Origin of the sequence: Spirosoma sordidisoli (genome assembly GCF_004138325.1) — a bacterium.
In the GTDB taxonomy this organism is placed as follows: domain Bacteria; phylum Bacteroidota; class Bacteroidia; order Cytophagales; family Spirosomataceae; genus Spirosoma; species Spirosoma sordidisoli.
This window is the reverse complement of the sequence record NZ_SBLB01000003.1, coordinates 391,416-411,714: the sequence shown is the minus strand read 5'-3', so window position 1 is coordinate 411,714 and position 20,299 is coordinate 391,416. Positions and strand designations below refer to the sequence as shown.

The window sequence follows — 20,299 nt, the reverse complement described above, 5'->3', positions numbered from 1 at the left end:
TTACTTTTTGCCGAAGCTGGTGTTGATACCAATCGGCGCGGAGAAGCCGGCGAAGGGCGCGTTAGCCGACTGCTGGTAGCCCTGACCCATCTTCGCCATCTCGGCCTGCAGGGTCTGGAACGCCGAGCCGGGGCCGTAGGTCTGGTTGTAGCTGAATCGGTTGCCGATCTGCTGCAGGTTGGCGACCATGCTTTTGGTAAAGGCGTCCCGGCTGTTAACGGCGTTGTTGTAGGCCAGCGAATAGTTCTGGTTGTCCTGCGCCATCTGCTGACCCACCGCCTGTCCGTAGACGCCGAGGTTCTGCCGGCGACGATCGGCCGCTGCCAGTTCGAGGTTGAGTCCGGCGTCCAGCGTGTTGCGCCCCGCCGTACCCAGAGCCGACAGCACGGCCGCTCCGCTGCCACCGCCCCCCACGACATCGGCGATGCTCTGCACCTGCCGGTCGTAGCCCGAGCCGATGGCCCGCTCGGCCGCTGCCCGCTCCGACGGCAACAGTCCCTGATCGGCGCGGGCCGACACTTCGTTGAGGTAGCTCTGCCAGGCCGGGGTGACCGTCTGGGTCGGCAGCTTTCGGTTAGCCCCAATGGCCGAGCCGATAGCCCCCAGCGCATCCATGCCGATGCTGGCCCAGTCGCCGACGCCCATCTTCGCGGATGGGGCCGATGCGCCCGCCGATCCCGTCGCCTGGGTAGACAGGGAGCCGATGGCTTTCTGCGCCTGATCAATGGGTTTAATGGTCGGGGTGAAGGGGGTAGACGGCCGCTGGGGAACGATGGGCTTGGCCATGTTGATGGGTGATATCGGGTTGAGCATCCGCGTCCAGTAGGCCGGGTCTTCGCTGACCCCGCCCTCCCAAAACGCCTGCGTCTGGTCGGGATGGGTCGCCCGTTCCTTTTTGATGAAGTTGCCCAGCTCGGCAGCGGTGCCGCCGTCGATGAGCCGGTCGATGGTCTGTTTGGCTTTCTGATCGAAGATCAGCTCGCCGGCCCGCATGAGTCCGTTCACCTGCCCCGTCGTCTGGTCCACGATGAGCTGGTCTTCCTGCCGGCTGCCGGGGCTATACTGTCGAACTTGACCGGCAACGGGTCCGCCGATACCGGGTAGTGCGCCACCCTTGTAGGCAGCGAAGGTCGTCTGATCCTGGGGCATATCGTTGCTTACGGTTTTGTTCATCAGGTCAATAATCTGCTTTTCATCCAGCACCTGATTGAGTTCTTCGTTCAGTCTAGGGACCACCTTATTTACTAGCTGTCGATAAAGCGACGGGGTCACGACCTGTCCCGGCTTGAGGTTTCCGGCCCGGCGTAGTTGCATGATCCGGGCGTGAACCTCAACAGGCTTGGTGAGGTAATCGTCTTTGGACGCCTTTGACGAGCTATGGACCGCCTGCCGAATTAATGCTTCGGAGGCCGCCCAGCCAGGTGTTATTGCCTGACCCGCGCCAAGTCTGGTTATGGTTTGGTCGCCCATAGCCCGCTGCCATTGATGGGTCGCTTCGTGCGCGGCATGTGTGTCGGCAGCAAATCCTTGTGTGCTGGGAATAAAGCTGCTATCTACCTTTGATTGGTAGAATGCACCAACGTCTGCTGTGTTCCCCTCATATATCCGGTCAAACTCTTCCTTCGACTTGACGATAACTGGATTGGCAATCCGGCTGGCAGCAACCGCGTCTTCCGGTCGAAGCCCGGCCCGACCCATAGCTGCTGACTGACGTATCCAGTTTCGTACATAATCAGTCCCTTTTTGGGCATTCTTCTGGTACAGACGCTCCGGCTCCCCTTTTGAGAACGTCTGGGGGGTCTGATAACCTTCGTTGGGTCTCTTGAATAAACTAACAGGCCGGGACGTTGCTGTTTGGTCCGTGTCCGTGCGTGCGACATTGTCAGGCAGGTCCATTAGCGGCATCGGGTTAGTTCGGCGGGGTGGCGCGGATGTAGTCGCAGGGGGCGGGGTGGACGATGGCCTGGTGGCGGATCGGTGGGCGGGTGGCGATGCCGACTGGTTTATTCGTGCCGCCAGGTACTGATCTGCCTGTTGTGGAGATACACCCATACGAATCAACTCATCCCTCGTGGGAAGGCGGGTGCCTCCCGGCGGCTGATAAACACCACCCTCGGCAGCAGCAAAGAGTGTGGGATCGGTCTGGGGCTGGTCATTGCTGACCGTCTTATTCATCAGATCAATGATCTGCTTTTCGTCCAGTACCCGATTCAGTCCACCCACGGCGTTCGGGGCATACTGCTCGGCCGACCGCTTTACTTTCTGGTACAACTCCGGGGTGACCACCTGCCCCGGCTTGAGGTCGGCCGCCTGCCGCATCTCCATGATCCGCGAGTGAACCTCAATCGGCTGGGTAAGGTAGGGGTCTTTGCTGGCCTTCGAGGAGCCGGCAACCGACTGGCGGATCAAACTCTCCGAAGCCGCCCAGGCAGGATTGGTAACCGACCGCTGACCCGGCCCGGACAGGCTGCGATCTCCCATCATGTCCTGCCACTGGTGAGTAACCTCATGGGTGGCCGCTGACTGGATAACCAGCGGATCGGCGTTGGGTCGAAGGATGGCTTCTTTGGTCATGGGGTCGTACTGCCCACCTGAGTCGTTGCCGGCACTGACTGAGTTGTAGGCAGCGTTGGTGTTCATCACCGTCGGGGTGTTAAGCAGCCCGGCGTAGACCGCGTCACCGGGGCGAAGCCCGGCCCGGCCCATTGCCGCCGACTGCCGCACCCAGTTGCGCACGTAGTCGGTGCCGTCGCGGGCTACCATCTCCTGCGACATCTGGGTAAACTCGTCGGCGGGTTTGGTCACGCTGTTGACCGCCTTGCCCAGTCCACCTGTCGTCTGGCCAGCCAGCATCGGCCTGGCTACTGCGGTGCGGTCGGCAGCCATCGTCGCCCCTTTGCCGGGACCGTAGACGCCACCACCGGCAAACGCCTGCAGGTACGACTGCCCCGCCATCGGCGTCTGGCCGGGATCGGCTGCCAGACCCGTCACGCCCGACGCCGACATGGAGAGCCCCCGTTGGATCAGGGCGGGGTTGCCTGTCACACCACCCGCTACCCCCAGGGCGACCCCGCCCACCGTCTTGAGTTTCCCCAGCCGGTTGTCGAAGTCGTCGGCGATAGTGTTGGCCACGTCGGTCAGGCCGGCGTTACGGGCCGTGTTCTGGGCCGCTGCGTTCTGGGCCAGGTTGAAGCCGGGTATCCAGCTGCCGATCTTACCGAAGGTGTTCTGGGTGCCGTCTTCCTTGTAGCCCGTCAGGCCCAGCATGGCCTTATCCCACCCCTTCGCCACCGTCGGCGGGGTCCAGTAGGTTGTCAGGGGCGTAGAGGTGGAGAATGTTGCCATTGTATGTGTGGAGTTATCAGCCGAAAGTTAGGTTGATTTTAGTTGACTTTCAACTGCGATAGAGTAGTCGGCCCTCAATCTCCGAAAGCAGCAGGGTCGGGTCGGCGGTGGGCGTCATGGTGATGCTGATGCTGATCCACTCGCCGTACATGCGGTAACTCTGACTACGCCCGCGCAGGGGGCCGAGCAGTCGGCCATCCCGAAAGCGAAACCGCCCGTCCGTGTCCGGCGTCAGGGTGACCTGCTGACCCATGCTGGACTCCACATCAATGGCTTCGATCCAGTCAGGACGCAGGCCAATGAGGATGTTGTCGAAGTACAGCGGCTGGCCGGGCTGGGGTACGTGCCGGTAGCGCAGCACGGGCCGGCTGTCCGGGTCTTTCCCCATCCGAAAGAGGCTGCTGCCGTCGGGGCTGGTGACCAGGACGTGGCCGCTGATGGCCCATGCCAGCCCGTTTACCCAGTCGTGCCAGGCGACAAAGGCGTTGGCCTTCTCGCTGTAGCTGATGCGCTCACTCGCGCAGAGCAGATGCACCAGTTCGTTCTCTTCGTCATAGACCACCGAGAAGGCCGACAGGTCCGTGTTCTGCAGGGCGTCATGCAGACCGTCCCGATCCGAGAGACAGTCGATGCCCGCCTGGGAGAAGCGGTAGAACTTGCCATTGCGCCGGTCGAGCCAGTAGAACGCCCGGCTGGTGACAACGTAGTGGCTCACCGCCTGCCAGCCAATGCGGCTCGTCAGCGTATCGGCTCCGGAGATTTCAGCCCCCGAAGCCTCGCCGATCTGCAGGGGTTTGCCCGTGGCGTCGGTGATGAGCTGCCGCTCGTTGACCCGCACCTTGCTGACGGCCCGGAACTGACCCGCGTAGAGTTCGCCGAACAACACGGCAAAGCCGGTGACGGGGCCGTTCTCGCCTTCGAGCAGAAACAGGTTTGGAGCCGGTATGCGTCGGTAGGCGTCCAGCCGCTGGCCGTCGCTTTTGACCTGCGACCACGCCAGTCCCTGTGGCCACCGCCGTTCGAGCCGGATGTCGGCCGGCAGCGGCTGAAACAGCCGGACGGTTTCTTTACTCTGCAGCCCCTGGTTGACGTTCCAGTCTTCGGGCTGAAACACGTTGATGGCCTGCCGGTAGCCGCCACCCCCGCCCCCCGTAGCTTCGATAGTCGGCATGGTGCCGACGTGCTTATATGTTCTGCCGTAGCGCAGGGCGTGGTTGAACTTACTCTCAATGACCGTAAAGATGCCGTGCCCGTGGCCTTCGGTGGCTATATACCCGCCAACCGGGGCGTAGTAGGGCAGCATCCGGGCCATGTCGATCAGGGGCAGGTAGGTGTCGCCACCCCAGACCTCTACCTCATCGAAGCGGTAACAGGCTTTGCCGCTGATAAACACCTGCGGCACCTCGCCCAGCACTATTTCGGTCAGGGGCTGGAAGTGGTTCGTCCACTGGAACGTCTGGTTCTGGCTGGCCGCCGGGGGCGTGTTGACTTCGAGGTTGACGATGGCGTAGCCGGCGGGCTTGGTGGGGGATTCGCCCCGGTCCACCAGCGAAAAGCCGTCTACTTTGAGCAGGTAGCCCGGCGTCTGCTGGGCCAGCCCCGCCGACGAGGTTACGCCCGGCGAAAAGACCAGGCTCTGGTCGTCGGCGTAGAACTTTTCAAGCGTCTGGTTGAGCACGGTCTTGTACGCCTGGCGGATGTTGGTCGTCTCGCCGGGGTTGGGCCTGGACCGGGCCGCCGGGCGCAGACTCAGGGCCGACTTGCCGATGTAGCGGTACGCCTTGACGTAGTGCTGGCGGTTATCGCCGTCGAGCTGGCGGACGTGGTTGCTGTCGTCCGGCCCGTGCATACTGCCCAGCAGCCGGAGCCGGGTGCCGGTGGGCGGGTTGGTATCCAGACTTCCCTCAACCATCAGATCGGGGGAGAGAAAGGTCATCCAGCCCGCCAGGTGGCGATAGACCGCCCCAGCCTTCGCCGGAATGTCGTTGAACAGCCCAAAGCCGTCACTCGTCGGCTGGTCGGTGAGGTGGTTGGTATAGCTGGGGATGGAGACGATGAACTTGTCGCGGCCACCCTGCTCCCAGAGGGCGGGCAGGGCGATACCCTGGGCTTTGATGCGACCCGACGGGTTGCCCCGCACGATGGCGAAGCCCGATACCTGCTGGCGGCCGGCCGCGTCGAAGACCATCTCGACGGGGATGTTGATGCCCGACACGGACAACCCCATCGGCCGGGCGACAAAGCCCATGCCGAGGGCCGTGCCCAGATTACGGGCAGCGGTGGGCGCGTAGGGAAAGGTGCCGTTGCCGGCGGGGTCGTCGTAGCGGTTGGGTGCGGCAAACGTGCCAATGGGCCAGGCGAATGTCGGCTGACCGATCATGTCGAAAAGGACCAGGGCGTAGGGGTAGCTCTCGCCCCCGCGCAGACCAACCCGGCTATGGGCTACCTGCACCCCTTTGTAGTCGCGGTAGTCGGCGACGATGGGTTTGGTGCGCGTGGCTATGGTGCCGTCCTGGCGTTTGTAGGCCGACTCGGTCAGGGGCGGGTCGTTCACCGCCTGCTTAAAGGTATAGGCCAGTCCCAGTGTCCGGTTGGGGGAGGTGGGAAAGCCGCTTTCGTCCAGGGGCATATCCACCAGCTTGGGCGAGAGCGTCACGGTCTGGGTCGGCGGGTCCAGCGGCATCGACAGGGTCAGATCACCCAGGATCAGCTTCTGCTTGTGCAGCGTCATCACCCCGGCCTGACTGACCACCTGATCGATCTGACTGAGCCGCGCCAGCGATACGGTCGTACCGAGGCCGGCGGGCTTATCGTGCGTCAGCCGCAGCAACTCGGCGGGCCCAACGGAGGGCCGCTCGGGTACGGCCCTGCGGTCGGCGATGACCAGGTCGGACCAGCTGCTGCCGTCGGCTGAATAGCTCATCAGCAGCTCGGCTTCTTCCCAGCGGTCGTCCGGCTGATCGACAATGATGTGGATGGCGGATTTGGTGGACACCCCCGAGGCTTCCATCTGTACGGGCTTGGTCAGGTCGGGCTCGCCCATATCCTGGCGGAGCGTCAGGGGCGTAGAGAGCGGGAAGGGGGCCGACTCTACCGATCCCGAACGGTAGCGGTAGCTGTAGCGGTAGAAGCCCGACAGCAGCGACCCTTCTTCGGTGGTCTTTTCAAACATCGGCGTACCCCACAGCACCGCCGGCTGCAGGGCAAACTGGTGGACGCTCCACCGCCGGGGGTAGTCCTGGGTGGACAGGTGGTGCGGACTGCCGAAGGCGTCGTAGCCGTCGGCCAGCGTCAAGCAGCGCGGCTCGTTGACCCCGTCGTTCCAGTAGACCCGCATCAGGCTTTCGGTTTCGGTTTCCAGCCGCGTCTGCAGCTTCACCCCGGCGGGCAGGTTGAGCTGCGCCCCGGCCGGATCGCGCCGGTCATCGAAGAGCACCTGCGCCGAGGCCGTCAGGCCGTCGATGTTCAGCGTCAGCCGGGCGATCAGATCGCGGGCTACGCCGGACGGGCGGTTGGGATTGGTCAGAAAGGCGAGGTAGTCGCCGGAGGCAACCAGCCCCTGCAGGCCGACGAGCCGGTACGACGCGGGCAGACCCGTCACGGTGACGGGTCGCTCGGGCTTTTCTACGGTCAGGGCCATGCCGCGCCCGTCACCCGTCAGGCCCAGGTACAGACTATGGGCGTACTGGTAGGTGCCGGGGGGAGTAAGCAGGGGGGCAAGGTCGGACGACATGCCCTTTTCAAAGGTCTGGCGATGGCGCATCGGCTTTGGGTTCGGTGGCTATAGATACAGTCTGTTCGGTATTGACGTTGATCGGGTTTTTGGGCAGGGAAAAGTAGCCAATACCGGACAGGCCTACCCGGAAAACGATCAGCACCAGTGCTACCCAGGGGTAGTCAGACACGGCAGATGCGCCGGCCGCAGCTTCGACCATTCGCTTGGCAACTTCGACAACGCCGATCAGTCGCCGGTCAAGGATAAAGTATTTGGGCGTAGCTTCCATGTCAGCGTCCGATGGTTATATACGCAAAGCGATAGGTCGTGGCGGCCGAAGGGGTGGCCGCCGTTGCCAGCGAGAAAGCCGACGTTGTCTCTCCCGTCGTGTATGCGGCCAGGGTTGTGCCCTGCGCCCCGGAGACGACGACGATAGGCGCATTGGTTGCGTAAGCGGACGGGAACGTAACGGTTGCCAGGGTTCCTGCGGCCGGGGAGCTGCCCGTGGTAATGGTAATTACTCCCGCCGTTGCTGTACCTACGACCGATACCGTTGGTGTGGTGCCCGCTCCGGCCCCGGCGGTAATTGTTGGCGTCAGGCCTGCCCCATAGACTGCACTCGCCGAGATTGATCCGGCGAGTTGTGCAATATCCCGGCCATTGTCGGTTTGCGTCCCGATGAGGACACGGTTAGTCGGCGTGGTGGTCATGGTAATTACGCCCATATTGTACAGGCGCGTGAACCCATGTGTCCATCCTGACAAACTCTTTGATGCCTGACCAATAGATAGTACCCCGGCTCCTGCCCCCAGTGTGCCCGTGATATATCGTAGCCCCACCGTCGCGTCATTGCTTCTGGCAGACCCAAACTTTAATTCAAACCGGGTCTGGCTGCTGTTGCTGTTGGTGAGGAAAAACTCACTGGCATCAACTGAGTTCAAGAAATGTCCATCTCCGCCTGACGTGGTGTTACTGGCCATTTTAAGGCCCGTACCCGCGTTGTGAGAAATGGACGGGTCGCCCAGCATAATCGTATTGCTGACGTTAGCCAGCTCCCGCCAGCCTGTATTGCCGGATAGCCCCCCGGCTTTGTAGTGCAAAGCGGCCGCGCTAGATGATGTGTTGCGATAGATCGACCCCACCGGAGCTGAAACAACCCCGTTGGGCGACCCGTCGCCAATCCTGTCCGTTCCGACCGGCGAGAGTTCAATCCACGTACCTGGGCTACCCGATGCTATACATATAAACCCTTCCGGCTGGCCGAGTTGAGGAGCCGGATTGAGCAGCTTATCGCCAGCACGCCAGTTACCCGCTGTTGGGGCTGAACTGCCGTTGAAGGTTCTAAGCGAAAACATACGCTTCCCGGCCCCGATGATGTAAGGTGTGCCGACTAAATCTGAAATCTCATTGTTGAGTATTTCAGAATCGGTTGACTGGTCGTTGACGTATATGCCCCGCGTGAAATAGCCGTCAATGAAATTGTTCGTAACCCGAAGCCCTTTGGTCAGCACCCGGTCAGAAAAGCTAAGATACTGCCCGATTGCGGCATACTGCCCTGACCCCATTTTACCCTTGAAGATAAAGGTGTTGCGATCAATAGCCACCTCGTCCAGCAGACCCAGCCCGGACGTGCTGACAACCACCCCGCCTGACTGCCAGTGGGTCGCATTGCTGTAGGCGGCCGTGCGGTAAAAGTAATTATCCTCAACCCGAAGATGCCGACCCGTCAGGTTGATAATCTGAATAGGTGAGTTGACCGACGTAGAGAAAAATTTATTTCCCCGGATCACAATATTGGTGTTTCCCCGGCCAAAGCTGTTCCCCGGCGATGCCACATTGACCGATACAACACTGCCCCCGCTAACCGTAGCGGTCAGAACCGCCCCGCCCGTTTGCAGACCGCCGTATTCGTCCAGGATGACGCCGTTGTCTTTTGCTGTTACGGTAGGGGCACTGGTGTAGTTACTGCCCCCCGACACGACACTGACCGAAGCTATACCCAGAATAGGGGTGGCCGAAGCTCCACTACCCCCACCGCCCGAAAAAATGATACTGGGCTCGTAGAGGTAGCCGTCTCCCGCGCTGGTAACGACGACAGAGGTAACTGTTCCGTTGCTGATCACCGCTTCGGCCGTTGCACCGCTACCGTCTACCGCAGAAACACTTACGGTTGGTGCGCTGGTGTAGCCGCTACCGCCCTGATCAACTTTTACAGCCACGACTTTCAGTGTTGCTGTGGCCTGGGCACCGCTGCCCCCACCACCCGAGAAAATGATATTGGGGCGGGCGCGTGACCCCCGGATAGAAATAACCCCATTGGCCGCGAAATCCTGATTGGTAAATACGTTGTTCTCAATAACCCAGTTTTGCAGGATCGCGTTATAGCTGGTATTGATAGCCGCCATATCAACCCCTCCGGCTACCGTCTGTATGCCGTTGCCGATTATCTGGTTGCCTGAAACCAGGATATTTTTATTGGGCACGGCGTAGTTGTCAGATGGAGACAGCGTGATAAATGTCCGGTTGTTTTTGGATACGTTATTGACAAACGAGCAGTCTTCCAGCTTGGCGATCTCGGTAAAATACGCCGTCTGGTTGCTGACGGTGTTGCCTTCCAGCACCACGTTTTTGCTGGTCATCACGCCCAACCCCCTGGTTCCGCTGTCAACAATATTGCCCGACACAACCCCGTTGGTTACGCCGTGCAGCTCTAAAGGAATAGCCCCGTCATAGCCACCGACCACCCGAAGGTTGGTCATAATATTGTTGTTAACTTCTACATTAGTGTGCGTGTCATACCGGGTAGGACCAACGGAGAAATTGTCTTCTAACCCGATTATATTCCCCCCTACATCGTCGAAGGTGTTGCCGTTTATTTTTATGTTGTTGTTGAGACGGGCGGCTACGGTAGCGCGAATAGAAACCCCGTTTTCGCCATGCAGAAAGCGGTTATTGGTAATCTCAATATTTTTTGACGTAGCCGCCAGATGCACGTATATGAAGTGATTAATCCCGTTCAGGAACGTGACGTTGTTGACCCGCCATCCATCCAGTGCAACGCCCATCGACTTAATAGCAGCCAACCGGGTGGTGTTGGAACTCATGTCCAGGGTTACATCTTCCAGCGCAACATTGTTGGCTGACATCGTTATCCAACCCGTTACCTGACTTGGATAACCAAAGTCAGGGTTAGCTTGTCCTACGATGCTGGCCGACGGGCGTAACACTGATTTACCAGGAACACCTCTCAATTTTTTTCCGGCCGGGATACTGAACTGGTTGGCTGTGTATGACTTGGCATCAAGCAACAAAACAGGGTCCGGCGAAGTCAGCGCGTTTACGATCTGCTCGGTATCGGTGGCACCGGGAAACCACTTCACCAGCGCATCTCCCGTATAGACTCGCTGGTAAAACGCACCACCAGCCCCAGCAACAATCGTGCCCCCGTTGGCCGAGAATGAGCCCGACTTGCGCACCCATTCGGAGCCGTCAAAGAAAACCTTTGACTCCGTTGCATAGGCAAACGCGTTAACGGAAGAGAGCGAGGTAACCTTCGTTGAGAGCTGATTGTCAATCTGCGCTTTGGAATAGACGTTTCCGATCTGCGCTGCTGCCTCTCCCGACAGCAGCGGCAGACTAATTCCCCAGTATGCATAGGGGTGGTAGGTTGTTTTGGTGACGAGGTAGGTGGCAATTCCGCCACCGGCACTGTTGAGTACGTGAACGATGTAGCCCTTACCTTCTTCCAGCGTAAGTTGGTAAGCAGCCAGTGCGTTCATGTCAGGAAGGGTAGGGATACCGGCATCGCCTTTGGGGCCGGGAGGGCCAGGAGGGCCGGGTAGTCCGGCGGCACCCTGATCACCTTTGGTGCCGGGTAGCGAAATGATGTTTCCAACGGTAGGCATAAGTCCTGTCTCTGGGGGTGAATAGGGTTCGGTATAGTGAAGACCGCCCGGCAGGCGCGACATGCGGTAGGCCAGCAGGTTTTCTTTCTGGGCCTGGGTCATCATCTGCACCCGCCCTCTGGTCCAGCCAATGAGCCGGTCGGCTTCGGCTTTCAGGGGCTGGTAGAGGTTGACGGTGCCCTGCGAACGGGTCTTTTTGTCCAGTCCCATCCGCCACGCCCAGCGGGCCATCCAGCTTTTCTGGATCGCGGCTTCGGCCATCTCGGGAATCATTAGCCGACCGGCTCCGTCGAGGGGCATGGAGTCGTAGCGGATGGTGATCTCTTTGTGGCCACGGGCGTAGATGCGCGATCTGGCCCGGTCGGGGCGGATGCTGGCGTCCATGCCGTAGTCGATGACCCGGACGCAGTCGGCGGGCATATCGGCGAAGCTGTCGATCACCGGCAGCTTTGTCTCCATGATGGTGCAGAAGGGCTCCATGCCAATTTCGGTCAGGGTGTCTATTGCCCAGCTCTGCAGCAGGGGCAGGTTCTCGTCGGGCATGGGGCCGTCGTCGCCGGGCCACTCCTCGCTGAAACGGTAGATGCTGTCGGTGATGGATAGATACATGGCTATGGGTTGGTGCCGTTATTGACGGGGTCTGGGGTTGTGGACAGTATGGCCTTGCCTTCTGCCGACAACAGCCGGAGTCTGATCTGACGTATCCACCGGGCCGGGATGGGCAGCGTCTGGTAGGACGGCACCATCTCCCAGGGTTTGGCGGGAATGTACTCGCCTTCGATCCGGTCGGGCAAGCCCATCTCGGGTGAGTAGGCGATCAGCAGCTTGCCGGTATTGGCCGTGTCCGCTTCGTAGCAGTAGGAGATGTGCCAGTCGCTGCCTTTCCAGCGGCCCCAGCCCGACTGGCCGATACCGGCGTAGAGTCGCTGGCGGGACGAGACGGCCGACAGAAAGGTGCCGGCTCCGTTGTGGAGGTCTTTGAGCCACACTTTGCCGGTCGCCGACAGGGGCTTGGGGATCACCCCTTCCGAGATGGCCACCCCGCCCTTGCCGAAGTTGATGGGCGTAAACTCGCTGACCGAGAAGGTCTGGTAGAGGTCGGGGTTGACATCCCGGTTCTGCTGAGCGGCCAGCAAGACTTCGCCGTCCATCAGCTCGGCGATGGCTGATCCGATCCAGAGCGACACCTGCCGGGTATCGACGGGCTCGTCGTCAGTTAGCTGACCACCCCCGCGCATCAGCAGCAGCAGGTCGTATATAAGCCCGTCCATCGAGTCGGGTGCCGGTATCTGTTCCATGCGCTATATGCTTTCGTAAAAGTCACGGGCTTTGGCCTGACGGACGTTGCCCTTCTTATCCTTACTGAGCCGGAAAATCTCGATGCGCAGCTCTTCGTACTCCTGTGCGTAGGCCTTCTGGGTGAGCAGCAGAGCCTTGAGCATGTCCGCCTGGTCCTTGCTGGTTACCAGCTTGGGCTCGTCGCTGGCATCTTCGGGAAACTCGTCGTCGTCCTCGAAGTCATCGTCTTCATCCTCGAACCGGCGACCGCGCTTCTTCTTGGTTTTCTTCCGCTTGAACATCTCGCCCAGGTCAAAGCAGACGGGCGTGTTCTTGATGGCCTGGGTGAACTCGTCCAGCTTGTCTTCGAGCATGATGAGCCGGTCCCACTTGGGGTCGAACTGCAACTCGCGGAATACCCGCTCGGCCTCTTTGAACACCGGCAGGTCGAGGTGACGCGCCATTGGTCGCAGGGTGCTGCTGGATGACCAGCGACGGGGGAAGTCCTCGATGACCTTTGCTTTGCGCTCGGCGTAGCTGATGCGGTTGTAGGGGGAGCGGTAGGCATTGAGCAGCACGACGACCAGGGCGTAGTCTTTATGCCCCAGTACGGTAGCCATCTGCTCGAACTCGGGCAGGCTCCACCAGGATCGGTCGATCACGGGCATACCCTTGTCGTCAAAATCTATCAACCGTACCATCGTATTACCAGCAGCAACTAATTATCTTTGGATCAAGGTATTCATAACCGATCAAAGATAGAAAGTCAACTAATGTAAACCAATTATGCAGAATAAAAAAAAGGGACCCCGGCTGGGCAAGGTGCCGCGCATCAACCCCACCATGATCACCAGGGCGATAGGAGATCGCTGCGATCCGCCCGTTCCGTTCACCGTTGTGTATCAGGTGCTCATCGCCACGGGGCAGGAGATCGTCTTCCGGCTGCTGTCGGGGCAGGGGGTGGTGGTGATACCCGGCATGGCCCGCTTCAAGCTGAGCCGGCAGCGGGGCAACAAGGGGCTATACGTCTGGGCGATCAGCAGCTGGTTCGGCACGAAGGTCACCAACCTGTTAAACCAGTTTCTGCCCCCCACCAAAGAGGAGGGGGTCGCCTATCAGAAGCAGCAGTACGCCAAAGCCGTCGAGGCATTTACCCAACTCAAGCGTGAGCAATCAGAGAAACGTCCGAAGAAAGAAACGCTGGGGTGATGACGACTTTACGCTCAAGCCAGACGTGGTGCACCCCTGCCAGAAGAAGACTTACGACAGCCGCGAGGCTGCCCAGCGTCACCTTAAAAAGATACTGGGTAGCCGGGGTCGAAACAAAAAGCCCTGCCGGTCCTACCGCTGCGAGTGCTGCGGACGCTGGCACCTGACCAGCCAGCCCCATTAAAAAAGCCCCGTCATCACTGGCGGGGCTTTTCGTTTAATCTCTCTCCGGGGTGGGCAAGAGGCCCAGAGCCTGTCTGACTTTTTCTTCGGCAATGTCGCGCAAAAAGCCTTCTTCGGATAATAGCTTTCTGGCCGTCCTGGCAACCATCTCTTTAAAGTTCAACTCCCTGAGTATGTCCTCAACGGCACTTTGAAACACGCTGTCGATGGCCCAGTTCAGTGACCGCTCAAACTGGGACTCCTGGTTTTTGAACAACGGTCGCTGAAAGAACTCTTTGACCGATGTTTCCATGTCTTCCTTTCTGGCTGACACCGATGACAGGATCGCCTTGCTGACAATGTCTTTGACTGTGGCGGCAATCTCTTCGGGTTTTATAACAATGGCTTCCATTGATAGGGATTTAAAGTAAACTGCTCAACTCTTTAATCCGGGCTAGTACATCGGATGAAGTGTGCCCATCGTACTCTGGTGCCTTTTCCAGTGTCCTAGCAAACGAACACTCGTCCCACTTTGACATGGGCAGGTGGTAGGTCATCTGCTTGCCGGGTTCGGTCATCAGGCCCAGAAGAAACCAGCCATCCCATTCGGAGCTGTCCGAGTGTGCTTTGCTGCGCCAGACAATGTGCTCGTAGCAGTATTCATCCCGGTCTTTTACTGTCTGGGCGATCTCGCACAGGGCGATCCACAGGCAGATGCGATGCTCATAGAGTTCGCCAAAGGTGTGGTATCCGTCTGACACCTGGTTGGAATCTACGAGCTTTATCTGCTCGTTAATCTGTTCGACTGTTGGTTGCATAATTGCTGGTTTTATAAGCTAAGTTCTTTCTTTACGTCTTCCGAAGTGATTCTGGTTTCGTCAGAGGATAGCCGCTCAAGGGCCAGTAGTCCATCCTCCTCGTCTTCGCGCCGTCGTTCTGCCGGCGTGGGCATTGGCGGGACTTTAGGCTCGACGGGCTTGTTGGCCGGCGAGGCAAAGCCAATGCGACGGGCTTCTTTCTGAACGGATTTGAGCGGGGCGTTGGCGTAGAGCTCAGCCAGCGTAGCCTCTTCGCCCGTCTGGTCTATATTGAGTGACATACGGATGCGGTCTGACTTAGAGCGAGAGAGTTTACCGAAGGTGTACTGTGCGATCAGGCGACCGGGGCGCACATGGCTGGCTACAGTAGGCTTGATAAGTATCGTTTGATGCTATAGTAGAGTCTGACGACGGCGAACCACAAGTCCTTCCTGGCCTCTTCTTTGAGTGATTTGTTGAGCGCATCCTCCATGATGTTGTAGCGACCCGTGTGTTCAAGGCTCCGGTTAAACGATATTTCGTAGGTGTAGCATTTGCTTCCATCGTCGTAGACCTCACGACGAACGAACTTGGTTGATCTGATACGAAACTCTTCTTCTGGATTCATTGTGCTGGTTGATTTAAGTTGTCTGACTTCATTGATCGTGGACTTCGGACGAAGGCCCAATCGGTAATGGTGTTGTCGTTATAGGCCCAGCCGGTCTGGTTCCATGTTTCAAAATGAATCTTGTCGCACTTCTCCCGGTAGACCAGATAGCGTCCATACACGGTGGGTCGAACGTCAGGGTATGGGTTCCATATTAAGACTGTCTCCATCTGTGTGCGGGCTTGGTAGTATGTCGTTGATCAATTCAGCTACGGTTTTGTAGTTCGGCGTGGAGAAGTTGAGCCCACATCCGTTAACGTGATAGGCTTTTCGCACGTATTTGATGTGAACCGTTCCCTTGCCGGCTACCTCAACCCTTGCTGTCCATGCGCTGATCTGCTGGCCAAAGCTGACTTCCGCTTTTATCGCCAGCAACAGAGGCATATGTTTGTCGTCTGGATTGTCTGTATTCATGGCTTGTCTGGTTGTGCGTGAACGGCGAGCCCCTGTTGTATCCATCCGTTACAGTCTACGGATATGGAGCGTAGGTAGTCGATGAGGCTGGCCCATGCAAGAGGAGCGTGCAACTCGCAAAGCTGATCGCTGTATTCCATTGACGACATCTCCCCGTTTTGGAATATGAGGTACGACATTTTTCCCGTTCGCTTGCCATCCTGATATGGAAGCGTAATCTGAGTACAGTTTGCATCACGATCTACGGTTATGCTATTACCGAAAAAGACTACCCACTCCTCATCTGTCACCTCAAGCGGTGTGCGAAGTACGGGGCGGACTTGGTGGTGGCGGAACGTGTGATAATTAAATACCTTTGTCCTGACGTATGCGTCAATGGCACTCACGCAGACCAACGCGCCGACCTGATCATGGACGGGGCTATATGGCACGTCCATCTGCACTGTTTTGTCTATGAAAGCCCCCAGTTGCTGCGGGGTGAGTTGTTTGATTTCGCTCATTGTATGATTTGTTTATATCGGCACTGATTTTAACACGCGGGCTTTGAGTCGCAGTACTGAAACGGGCATCCGTCCAGCGAGTTGGACGCTGGCGATCCGGTAGCTACCTGACTTCTGGGCTGTAGCTTTTCATCCGCTTTAGGGGCCGTAGCGTTTATGGCTATTTTCAGGCGTTCGAACAAGTGTTCTTTTCTCTCAGACCACCGCCTTTCCTGAATATCAGCTGATACACGATCTCCTGTGCCTACCCAGTCAACCGGTAAATCACTTATCAATTCTTCTAATTCTTCTAATATAGACATCTCCTCTCCCCGCTTACCGCCCGGTCGGCGTTGGGTTTACTGCTTTACGAGTTTGGTTCTGTCGCCATTAAAGAAGGCGTCAACGTTGATAAAGTAGGTGTGATCGTAGCCCCGCTTTCGGGCGATGAGCTTATGACTCAACAGGTCGGCGATGCCTTTGTAGTAGGGCATCTTACTGCGCTGCCCGTTCTCACTGATGCCGTAGTCGAAGTGATCCAGAAAACTGTCCACGACGATAGTAACTTCATCCCCCCCCGGCTTTAGCTTCATCATCATATAGACGAGTACCTTTAGCCCTGGCACCGTCAGGTCGCCCACGCTGGTCAGGGACTCCTGGAATAGTTTGATAAAGGCTTTGGGGTCGGTGATGCGTGTGACGGATTCATCAGCCACCCGCATGGTAACGACTTCGCCCGTCTCTTGATTGATAAACACCCGCTCGTCTTTCTGCCGGATAAACCGCTTCGACTCCATACCCGATGGTGAGTAGGGGTTCTGGTCATAGGTAGAGAAGTCGGTAATCCCCACTGATTGCTTTTTCATTTCCCGATAGTCTGTCGCAGGCCGCCCTGCCACTATAGTATCATTATGAATACCTGTATCAAAATTAGATAATATCCATGAGTCAACCAAAGTCAACCCAAAAATATCCTTTAAATATTCAGATAGAATTAAAAACGTATTGATTAAGAATATGAATTAGTGCTAGTAATCAGAGAGTTGTGGCGATCTATTCTTAGTACTTATTAGGACGGGTTTATTTGTTTGATTTGACACCACCTGCTGCTGCTCTCAGAGGTAGACAGGGGGCGGAAGGTGTGCTGATGTCGCATATCGTAATTGTGAGTATAGCCCCCCAATCTTCGACCCCTGCGTTTCCCTGGGCAACCCACCCCCGGCTACCTGTGATTTCTGGCCCAGCCTTTTTGTACCCCATACCCCTATACATATCAGTATTCTGTCTATACGTGTCGGTATATACGCTATCTATTTCCCCAATTTTCTACCCGTACCAATCTGCTTACATATCGGAATAATACAATTACCCGTTTGTCTACGTTGGGTACAGTTTTAGTCCGGTATAGTGGACGAATAGTTTATCATGTGTTATGTAAGTGACTGATAATCAATTCCTTTTCCTTTCTCACCTCAACACACGCGCCCGCGTAGATGCGTACACACACGTATGCGGTTCCTATGTTCGGCGAAGTAGTGTCCCGACATGCTGTCAACTATTTTTAAGCGAGTAGTTGTTTTTTAAAATATTACTCGTATCTTTGTCATGTTCTCAATCGGCAACGACAACAGAACGGACCTGACCACCAACGGTCTGACAGTATCGGCCCTGATAGACCGAAACAAACGGAACGGGTGTGACATACTCGTCAGCCGGCTTACAGTCAACGGAACCCGCACTATAGCGGTAGTACTGATAGGTAGGAGTCTGACCAATCATATTGGTGCGAAATGGCTCTGAACGGTGTAGATGAACGATAGGCAAGTCGGAGTTAGCCGGAATAAAAAACAACAATACTTTTTACCAGACCAGCAACGGCCCGCCGTTATTCGGATTCGTTATCCGACTGGTCGCCATTGTCCCGTTGGGACTTTTGTTTTCAACTTTTATCAACCTTTAAATTATACGATCATGGAATTTTTCAATGGAGTACGTCAAAACGGCGAAGCCGTAGAAATCAAAGTGAATGGCGCAATGGGCGTAACCTTGTCTAACGGCTATTCACGGCCAAAAGACGCCGGACGCTGGATCAAGGCCAATGCCAGTCTGCCCAAGTATCTGCAACTTTTGTTGGCCCTAAAGTCTGAGCCGAAAGTCTCGTCTGAACTGGCCTTTAAAGCGGCTACCAAATCATTCCTGGCAGATGAGAAAAGCCATGCCATTACCCGGCTCGTGCCTGAGGGCGCGTATAATGCGGCTGCTACACTCGCAGCTATTGACCAGGCATACAACGAACTGGCTGACGCCCGTAAAGTAGTCCGTGAAAAAGCCGGTGAAGTAGCCGGCCTTGTAGCGTATCGGGCCAAAAATGAAAAGCCCGCCAAACCCGTTCGGGAAAAGAAAATGACCAAAACAGAAGCCATGTCTTTGGTTCGCACCGAGCTGGCAGCTGGTCGCGTTCCTGCTGAATCTATCCTCAAAATCGCCGGCCTGACACCAGTAGCAAAGTAGACCATCAACCTTTGTCAAATAACCATTAACGCTGCGCTATCGGCATAACGGGCAAGTTTATGGTGATTCTAACAATGACTTCGGCTGAATATGGTGAAGAAACTTTCGAGTACGATACTGTTGACGATGCAGTCAACGGCCAAATGAGAATTGAAGAAAAATCCAGAGAGCTAAATGACGGGATACTCAGGACTTTTAAAATAACGGATGAAGTTGAACACGAATACCAACAGTATAAAGACGAGGTTAAAGACCCGGTTGAGTTTGAGGAGTTCACAAAATACTATAACAACGGTGAGCTATTTCTCATATGGGAGTAGTCAACCTTTGTCAAATAGCCTGCCTGATGAGCTCTAGTGAGAGCGAAACGACCTTTCGGGGTCGTAGTAGGATACCTACACAACCAAAAACCATCTATAGCCATGCTATCCGTAGATGAGCGCGTTGAGAAAATCCGCGCAATCCTGGACGAACATTATGAAGAGTCCGATGAGCAACCCGTACAGGCAGGCACAGACCTGCTCACCGATCTGATGCACTTTTTGTGGCGTCAGGGTGCTTCGTTTACCGAAGTCAAAGAAATGGCCCTCTACAGCTTCAATGAAGAGAGAGACAATGACAAACTCAATGGGGTCAACTAATGTCAAAGGAACTGCATAAGCTCAAAAAGCAGTCAGAGCTGGTGCTGCGGATCGCCACCACCCTGATTGCGCTGGCCCTGCTGGCCGCTATCCTGCTCAGCCAATGAATAAGCCCTGCCTGCCGGCCAGTATCAACACCCTGACCGACGTACACCTGATGATCGTACACTTATACGACATCGACCGTGTTTGTTTTCACCCCGACGATTCCTTTAAGGACACCGTGAGGGAAAACCAGCCCTTCTATACGCCCGAGATGGCCGGCCGGCTCGACGCCCTGATGGAACAGGCGTTTGAGCTGTGCCAGAGCCGCCGGGTAGACCTCTACGGTATGTGCCTGCTCGAATGGAATCTACGCTTTCAAGAGTAACCCCATGAAAACCGAAATCACAATCAAACTCTGCATCGTCTTTGACGGCGACATCAACGGCTATCGACTGCAAATAGCCCGAAACATACTGGGCGTACTGGATACCGAAGAAAATAAGGCCGCCATTGAGACGGGACACACCCTGGTTTCGTCCATCCACGTAACCGAGTTAATCTCTGACAGAACCCTATCAACCCTTGATTAGCCATGAAAAAAGCCATCCTTATCACCCTGTCCATGATTGGGCTCGGTGTGGCCGTGTATCAACGTCCCAACGCCCTTAAAGTGTGGCACCACGGACAAACCGAAGTCGTCCGGTGGCCCAACGCCCATGCCTTCAATGAAGGCGACATTATCTATATCCCACTCGAAAACGGGATGTACTGGCACGCTACCGTAATAGAACCCGTATCCGTCGATCAGCACCCCATTGACGACGAACCCATTTACTTTCCAGAGCCATGACCAACACACAGGAAATACTGCAAGCCTACAAGGCTTGCGAAGCCGTCACCAATGAGATGCTTGAGAAATCACTTGGGACATTAGATAAAAGCAAATGGTGGTATCACCAGTACAAGGAAGATAGCGAGGGTGTGGTCCTGCCAGACTCGCCGGACGATATACTCTATAACGGGATGCGAGTCAATGCCCAACCCATCGTGCGTATATTCTTTGACGGAGAGGAATGGGTTGCCGCAGAAATAAACAACGACCTGATCTACGTTGACGACCTCGACCTGCCCACCAAATGCGCCCTGATTGACCATATCAATTACGGTGCCTTTGCTACGACCAAACCATAG

21 protein-coding genes are annotated in these 20,299 nt (G+C 56.8%); 8 read left to right on the top strand and 13 right to left on the bottom strand.

The annotated features are described in order from the left end of the window. From EQG79_RS13530 to EQG79_RS13505, 6 genes are read right to left on the bottom strand one after another with little or no spacing between them, the layout of a single operon-like run. The gene (locus tag EQG79_RS13530; RefSeq protein WP_129601830.1) at nt 1-3,345 is read right to left on the bottom strand and encodes a hypothetical protein; all 3,345 of its coding nucleotides are present in this window, start codon (nt 3,343-3,345) and stop codon (nt 1-3) included. A gap of 49 nt (nt 3,346-3,394) precedes the next feature. After that, nucleotides 3,395-7,108, bottom strand: coding sequence for a hypothetical protein (locus EQG79_RS13525; protein ID WP_129601828.1), 3,714 nt, complete (start codon nt 7,106-7,108; stop codon nt 3,395-3,397). Continuing rightward, nucleotides 7,086-7,349: a hypothetical protein gene (locus EQG79_RS13520; protein WP_129601826.1), complete on the bottom strand. Its 264-nt coding sequence runs from the start codon at nt 7,347-7,349 to the stop codon at nt 7,086-7,088. The genes EQG79_RS13525 and EQG79_RS13520 overlap by 23 nt, the downstream gene beginning before the upstream one ends. A 1-nt stretch (nt 7,350) precedes the next feature. Then, nucleotides 7,351-11,574 (bottom strand): right-handed parallel beta-helix repeat-containing protein, encoded by a 4,224-nt coding sequence (locus tag EQG79_RS13515; protein WP_129601824.1) that lies wholly within the window; start codon nt 11,572-11,574, stop codon nt 7,351-7,353. Nucleotides 11,575-11,576: 2 nt separating this feature from the next. Continuing rightward, nucleotides 11,577-12,263 (bottom strand): hypothetical protein, encoded by a 687-nt coding sequence (locus tag EQG79_RS13510; protein ID WP_129601822.1) that lies wholly within the window; start codon nt 12,261-12,263, stop codon nt 11,577-11,579. A gap of 3 nt (nt 12,264-12,266) precedes the next feature. Beyond that, nucleotides 12,267-12,944 carry a hypothetical protein gene (locus EQG79_RS13505; RefSeq protein WP_129601819.1) on the bottom strand — a complete coding sequence of 226 codons (678 nt, stop codon included), beginning with the start codon at nt 12,942-12,944 and terminating at the stop codon, nt 12,267-12,269. Between the two features lie 85 nt (nt 12,945-13,029). On the opposite strand from EQG79_RS13505, the gene EQG79_RS13500 reads away from it, so the two are divergent. Continuing rightward, the gene (locus EQG79_RS13500) at nt 13,030-13,452 is read left to right on the top strand and encodes a hypothetical protein (protein WP_129601817.1); all 423 of its coding nucleotides are present in this window, start codon (nt 13,030-13,032) and stop codon (nt 13,450-13,452) included. A 217-nt stretch (nt 13,453-13,669) separates the two neighbouring features. On the opposite strand, the gene EQG79_RS13490 is transcribed toward EQG79_RS13500, so the two are convergent. The 7 genes from EQG79_RS13490 to EQG79_RS13460 form a co-directional block, all read right to left on the bottom strand. Continuing rightward, on the bottom strand, nt 13,670-14,026 hold the full coding sequence (locus EQG79_RS13490) for a hypothetical protein (RefSeq protein WP_129601813.1): 357 nt from the start codon (nt 14,024-14,026) through the stop codon (nt 13,670-13,672). Between the two features lie 10 nt (nt 14,027-14,036). Beyond that, complete coding sequence (locus EQG79_RS13485) at nt 14,037-14,432, bottom strand: WDGH domain-containing protein (protein WP_129601811.1); 396 nt, start codon at nt 14,430-14,432, stop codon at nt 14,037-14,039. 11 nt (nt 14,433-14,443) lie between these two features. Next, nucleotides 14,444-14,713 (bottom strand): hypothetical protein, encoded by a 270-nt coding sequence (locus EQG79_RS13480; RefSeq protein ID WP_129601809.1) that lies wholly within the window; start codon nt 14,711-14,713, stop codon nt 14,444-14,446. A gap of 80 nt (nt 14,714-14,793) precedes the next feature. Then, nucleotides 14,794-15,039, bottom strand: coding sequence for a hypothetical protein (locus tag EQG79_RS13475; RefSeq protein WP_129601807.1), 246 nt, complete (start codon nt 15,037-15,039; stop codon nt 14,794-14,796). Between the two features lie 174 nt (nt 15,040-15,213). After that, nucleotides 15,214-15,492, bottom strand: a complete 279-nt coding sequence (locus EQG79_RS13470; RefSeq protein WP_129601805.1) for a hypothetical protein — start codon at nt 15,490-15,492, stop codon at nt 15,214-15,216. Continuing rightward, nucleotides 15,489-15,992 (bottom strand): hypothetical protein, encoded by a 504-nt coding sequence (locus tag EQG79_RS13465; protein ID WP_129601803.1) that lies wholly within the window; start codon nt 15,990-15,992, stop codon nt 15,489-15,491. Before EQG79_RS13465 ends, EQG79_RS13470 begins: the two co-directional genes overlap by 4 nt. A 338-nt stretch (nt 15,993-16,330) precedes the next feature. Further along, nucleotides 16,331-16,837, bottom strand: a complete 507-nt coding sequence (locus EQG79_RS13460) for a hypothetical protein (protein ID WP_129601801.1) — start codon at nt 16,835-16,837, stop codon at nt 16,331-16,333. A gap of 943 nt (nt 16,838-17,780) precedes the next feature. Here EQG79_RS13460 and EQG79_RS13455 point away from each other — a divergent pair. From EQG79_RS13455 to EQG79_RS13425, 7 genes are all read left to right on the top strand, one after another. Then, entirely contained in the window at nt 17,781-18,482 is a 702-nt protein-coding gene (locus tag EQG79_RS13455) for a hypothetical protein (RefSeq protein WP_129601800.1), read from the top strand. Between the two features lie 59 nt (nt 18,483-18,541). Next, nucleotides 18,542-18,802: a hypothetical protein gene (locus EQG79_RS13450; RefSeq protein WP_129601798.1), complete on the top strand. Its 261-nt coding sequence runs from the start codon at nt 18,542-18,544 to the stop codon at nt 18,800-18,802. A 102-nt stretch (nt 18,803-18,904) separates the two neighbouring features. Continuing rightward, nucleotides 18,905-19,123, top strand: a complete 219-nt coding sequence (locus EQG79_RS13445; RefSeq protein ID WP_129601796.1) for a hypothetical protein — start codon at nt 18,905-18,907, stop codon at nt 19,121-19,123. Nucleotides 19,124-19,226: 103 nt separating this feature from the next. Beyond that, nucleotides 19,227-19,493, top strand: a complete 267-nt coding sequence (locus tag EQG79_RS13440) for a hypothetical protein (protein ID WP_129601794.1) — start codon at nt 19,227-19,229, stop codon at nt 19,491-19,493. 4 nt (nt 19,494-19,497) lie between these two features. Beyond that, nucleotides 19,498-19,698: a hypothetical protein gene (locus tag EQG79_RS13435; protein ID WP_129601792.1), complete on the top strand. Its 201-nt coding sequence runs from the start codon at nt 19,498-19,500 to the stop codon at nt 19,696-19,698. Nucleotides 19,699-19,700: 2 nt separating this feature from the next. Further along, nucleotides 19,701-19,958: a hypothetical protein gene (locus EQG79_RS13430; RefSeq protein ID WP_129601791.1), complete on the top strand. Its 258-nt coding sequence runs from the start codon at nt 19,701-19,703 to the stop codon at nt 19,956-19,958. Beyond that, nucleotides 19,955-20,299 carry a hypothetical protein gene (locus EQG79_RS13425; protein ID WP_129601789.1) on the top strand — a complete coding sequence of 115 codons (345 nt, stop codon included), beginning with the start codon at nt 19,955-19,957 and terminating at the stop codon, nt 20,297-20,299. Before EQG79_RS13430 ends, EQG79_RS13425 begins: the two co-directional genes overlap by 4 nt.

Coding starts and splice junctions, on each gene's coding strand:
- EQG79_RS13475 (WP_129601807.1), bottom strand. CDS start 15,039: ATGAATCCAGAAGAAGAGTTTCGTATCAGATCAACCAAGTTCGTTCGT.
- EQG79_RS13525 (WP_129601828.1), bottom strand. CDS start 7,108: ATGCGCCATCGCCAGACCTTTGAAAAGGGCATGTCGTCCGACCTTGCC.
- EQG79_RS13465 (WP_129601803.1), bottom strand. CDS start 15,992: ATGAGCGAAATCAAACAACTCACCCCGCAGCAACTGGGGGCTTTCATA.
- EQG79_RS13515 (WP_129601824.1), bottom strand. CDS start 11,574: ATGTATCTATCCATCACCGACAGCATCTACCGTTTCAGCGAGGAGTGG.
- EQG79_RS13450 (WP_129601798.1), top strand. CDS start 18,542: ATGGTGATTCTAACAATGACTTCGGCTGAATATGGTGAAGAAACTTTC.
- EQG79_RS13530 (WP_129601830.1), bottom strand. CDS start 3,345: ATGGCAACATTCTCCACCTCTACGCCCCTGACAACCTACTGGACCCCG.
- EQG79_RS13440 (WP_129601794.1), top strand. CDS start 19,227: ATGAATAAGCCCTGCCTGCCGGCCAGTATCAACACCCTGACCGACGTA.
- EQG79_RS13435 (WP_129601792.1), top strand. CDS start 19,498: ATGAAAACCGAAATCACAATCAAACTCTGCATCGTCTTTGACGGCGAC.
- EQG79_RS13470 (WP_129601805.1), bottom strand. CDS start 15,492: ATGAATACAGACAATCCAGACGACAAACATATGCCTCTGTTGCTGGCG.
- EQG79_RS13430 (WP_129601791.1), top strand. CDS start 19,701: ATGAAAAAAGCCATCCTTATCACCCTGTCCATGATTGGGCTCGGTGTG.
- EQG79_RS13505 (WP_129601819.1), bottom strand. CDS start 12,944: ATGGTACGGTTGATAGATTTTGACGACAAGGGTATGCCCGTGATCGAC.
- EQG79_RS13510 (WP_129601822.1), bottom strand. CDS start 12,263: ATGGAACAGATACCGGCACCCGACTCGATGGACGGGCTTATATACGAC.
- EQG79_RS13485 (WP_129601811.1), bottom strand. CDS start 14,432: ATGCAACCAACAGTCGAACAGATTAACGAGCAGATAAAGCTCGTAGAT.
- EQG79_RS13445 (WP_129601796.1), top strand. CDS start 18,905: ATGCTATCCGTAGATGAGCGCGTTGAGAAAATCCGCGCAATCCTGGAC.
- EQG79_RS13425 (WP_129601789.1), top strand. CDS start 19,955: ATGACCAACACACAGGAAATACTGCAAGCCTACAAGGCTTGCGAAGCC.
- EQG79_RS13460 (WP_129601801.1), bottom strand. CDS start 16,837: ATGAAAAAGCAATCAGTGGGGATTACCGACTTCTCTACCTATGACCAG.
- EQG79_RS13520 (WP_129601826.1), bottom strand. CDS start 7,349: ATGGAAGCTACGCCCAAATACTTTATCCTTGACCGGCGACTGATCGGC.
- EQG79_RS13455 (WP_129601800.1), top strand. CDS start 17,781: ATGAACGATAGGCAAGTCGGAGTTAGCCGGAATAAAAAACAACAATAC.
- EQG79_RS13490 (WP_129601813.1), bottom strand. CDS start 14,026: ATGGAAGCCATTGTTATAAAACCCGAAGAGATTGCCGCCACAGTCAAA.
- EQG79_RS13480 (WP_129601809.1), bottom strand. CDS start 14,713: ATGTCACTCAATATAGACCAGACGGGCGAAGAGGCTACGCTGGCTGAG.
- EQG79_RS13500 (WP_129601817.1), top strand. CDS start 13,030: ATGCAGAATAAAAAAAAGGGACCCCGGCTGGGCAAGGTGCCGCGCATC.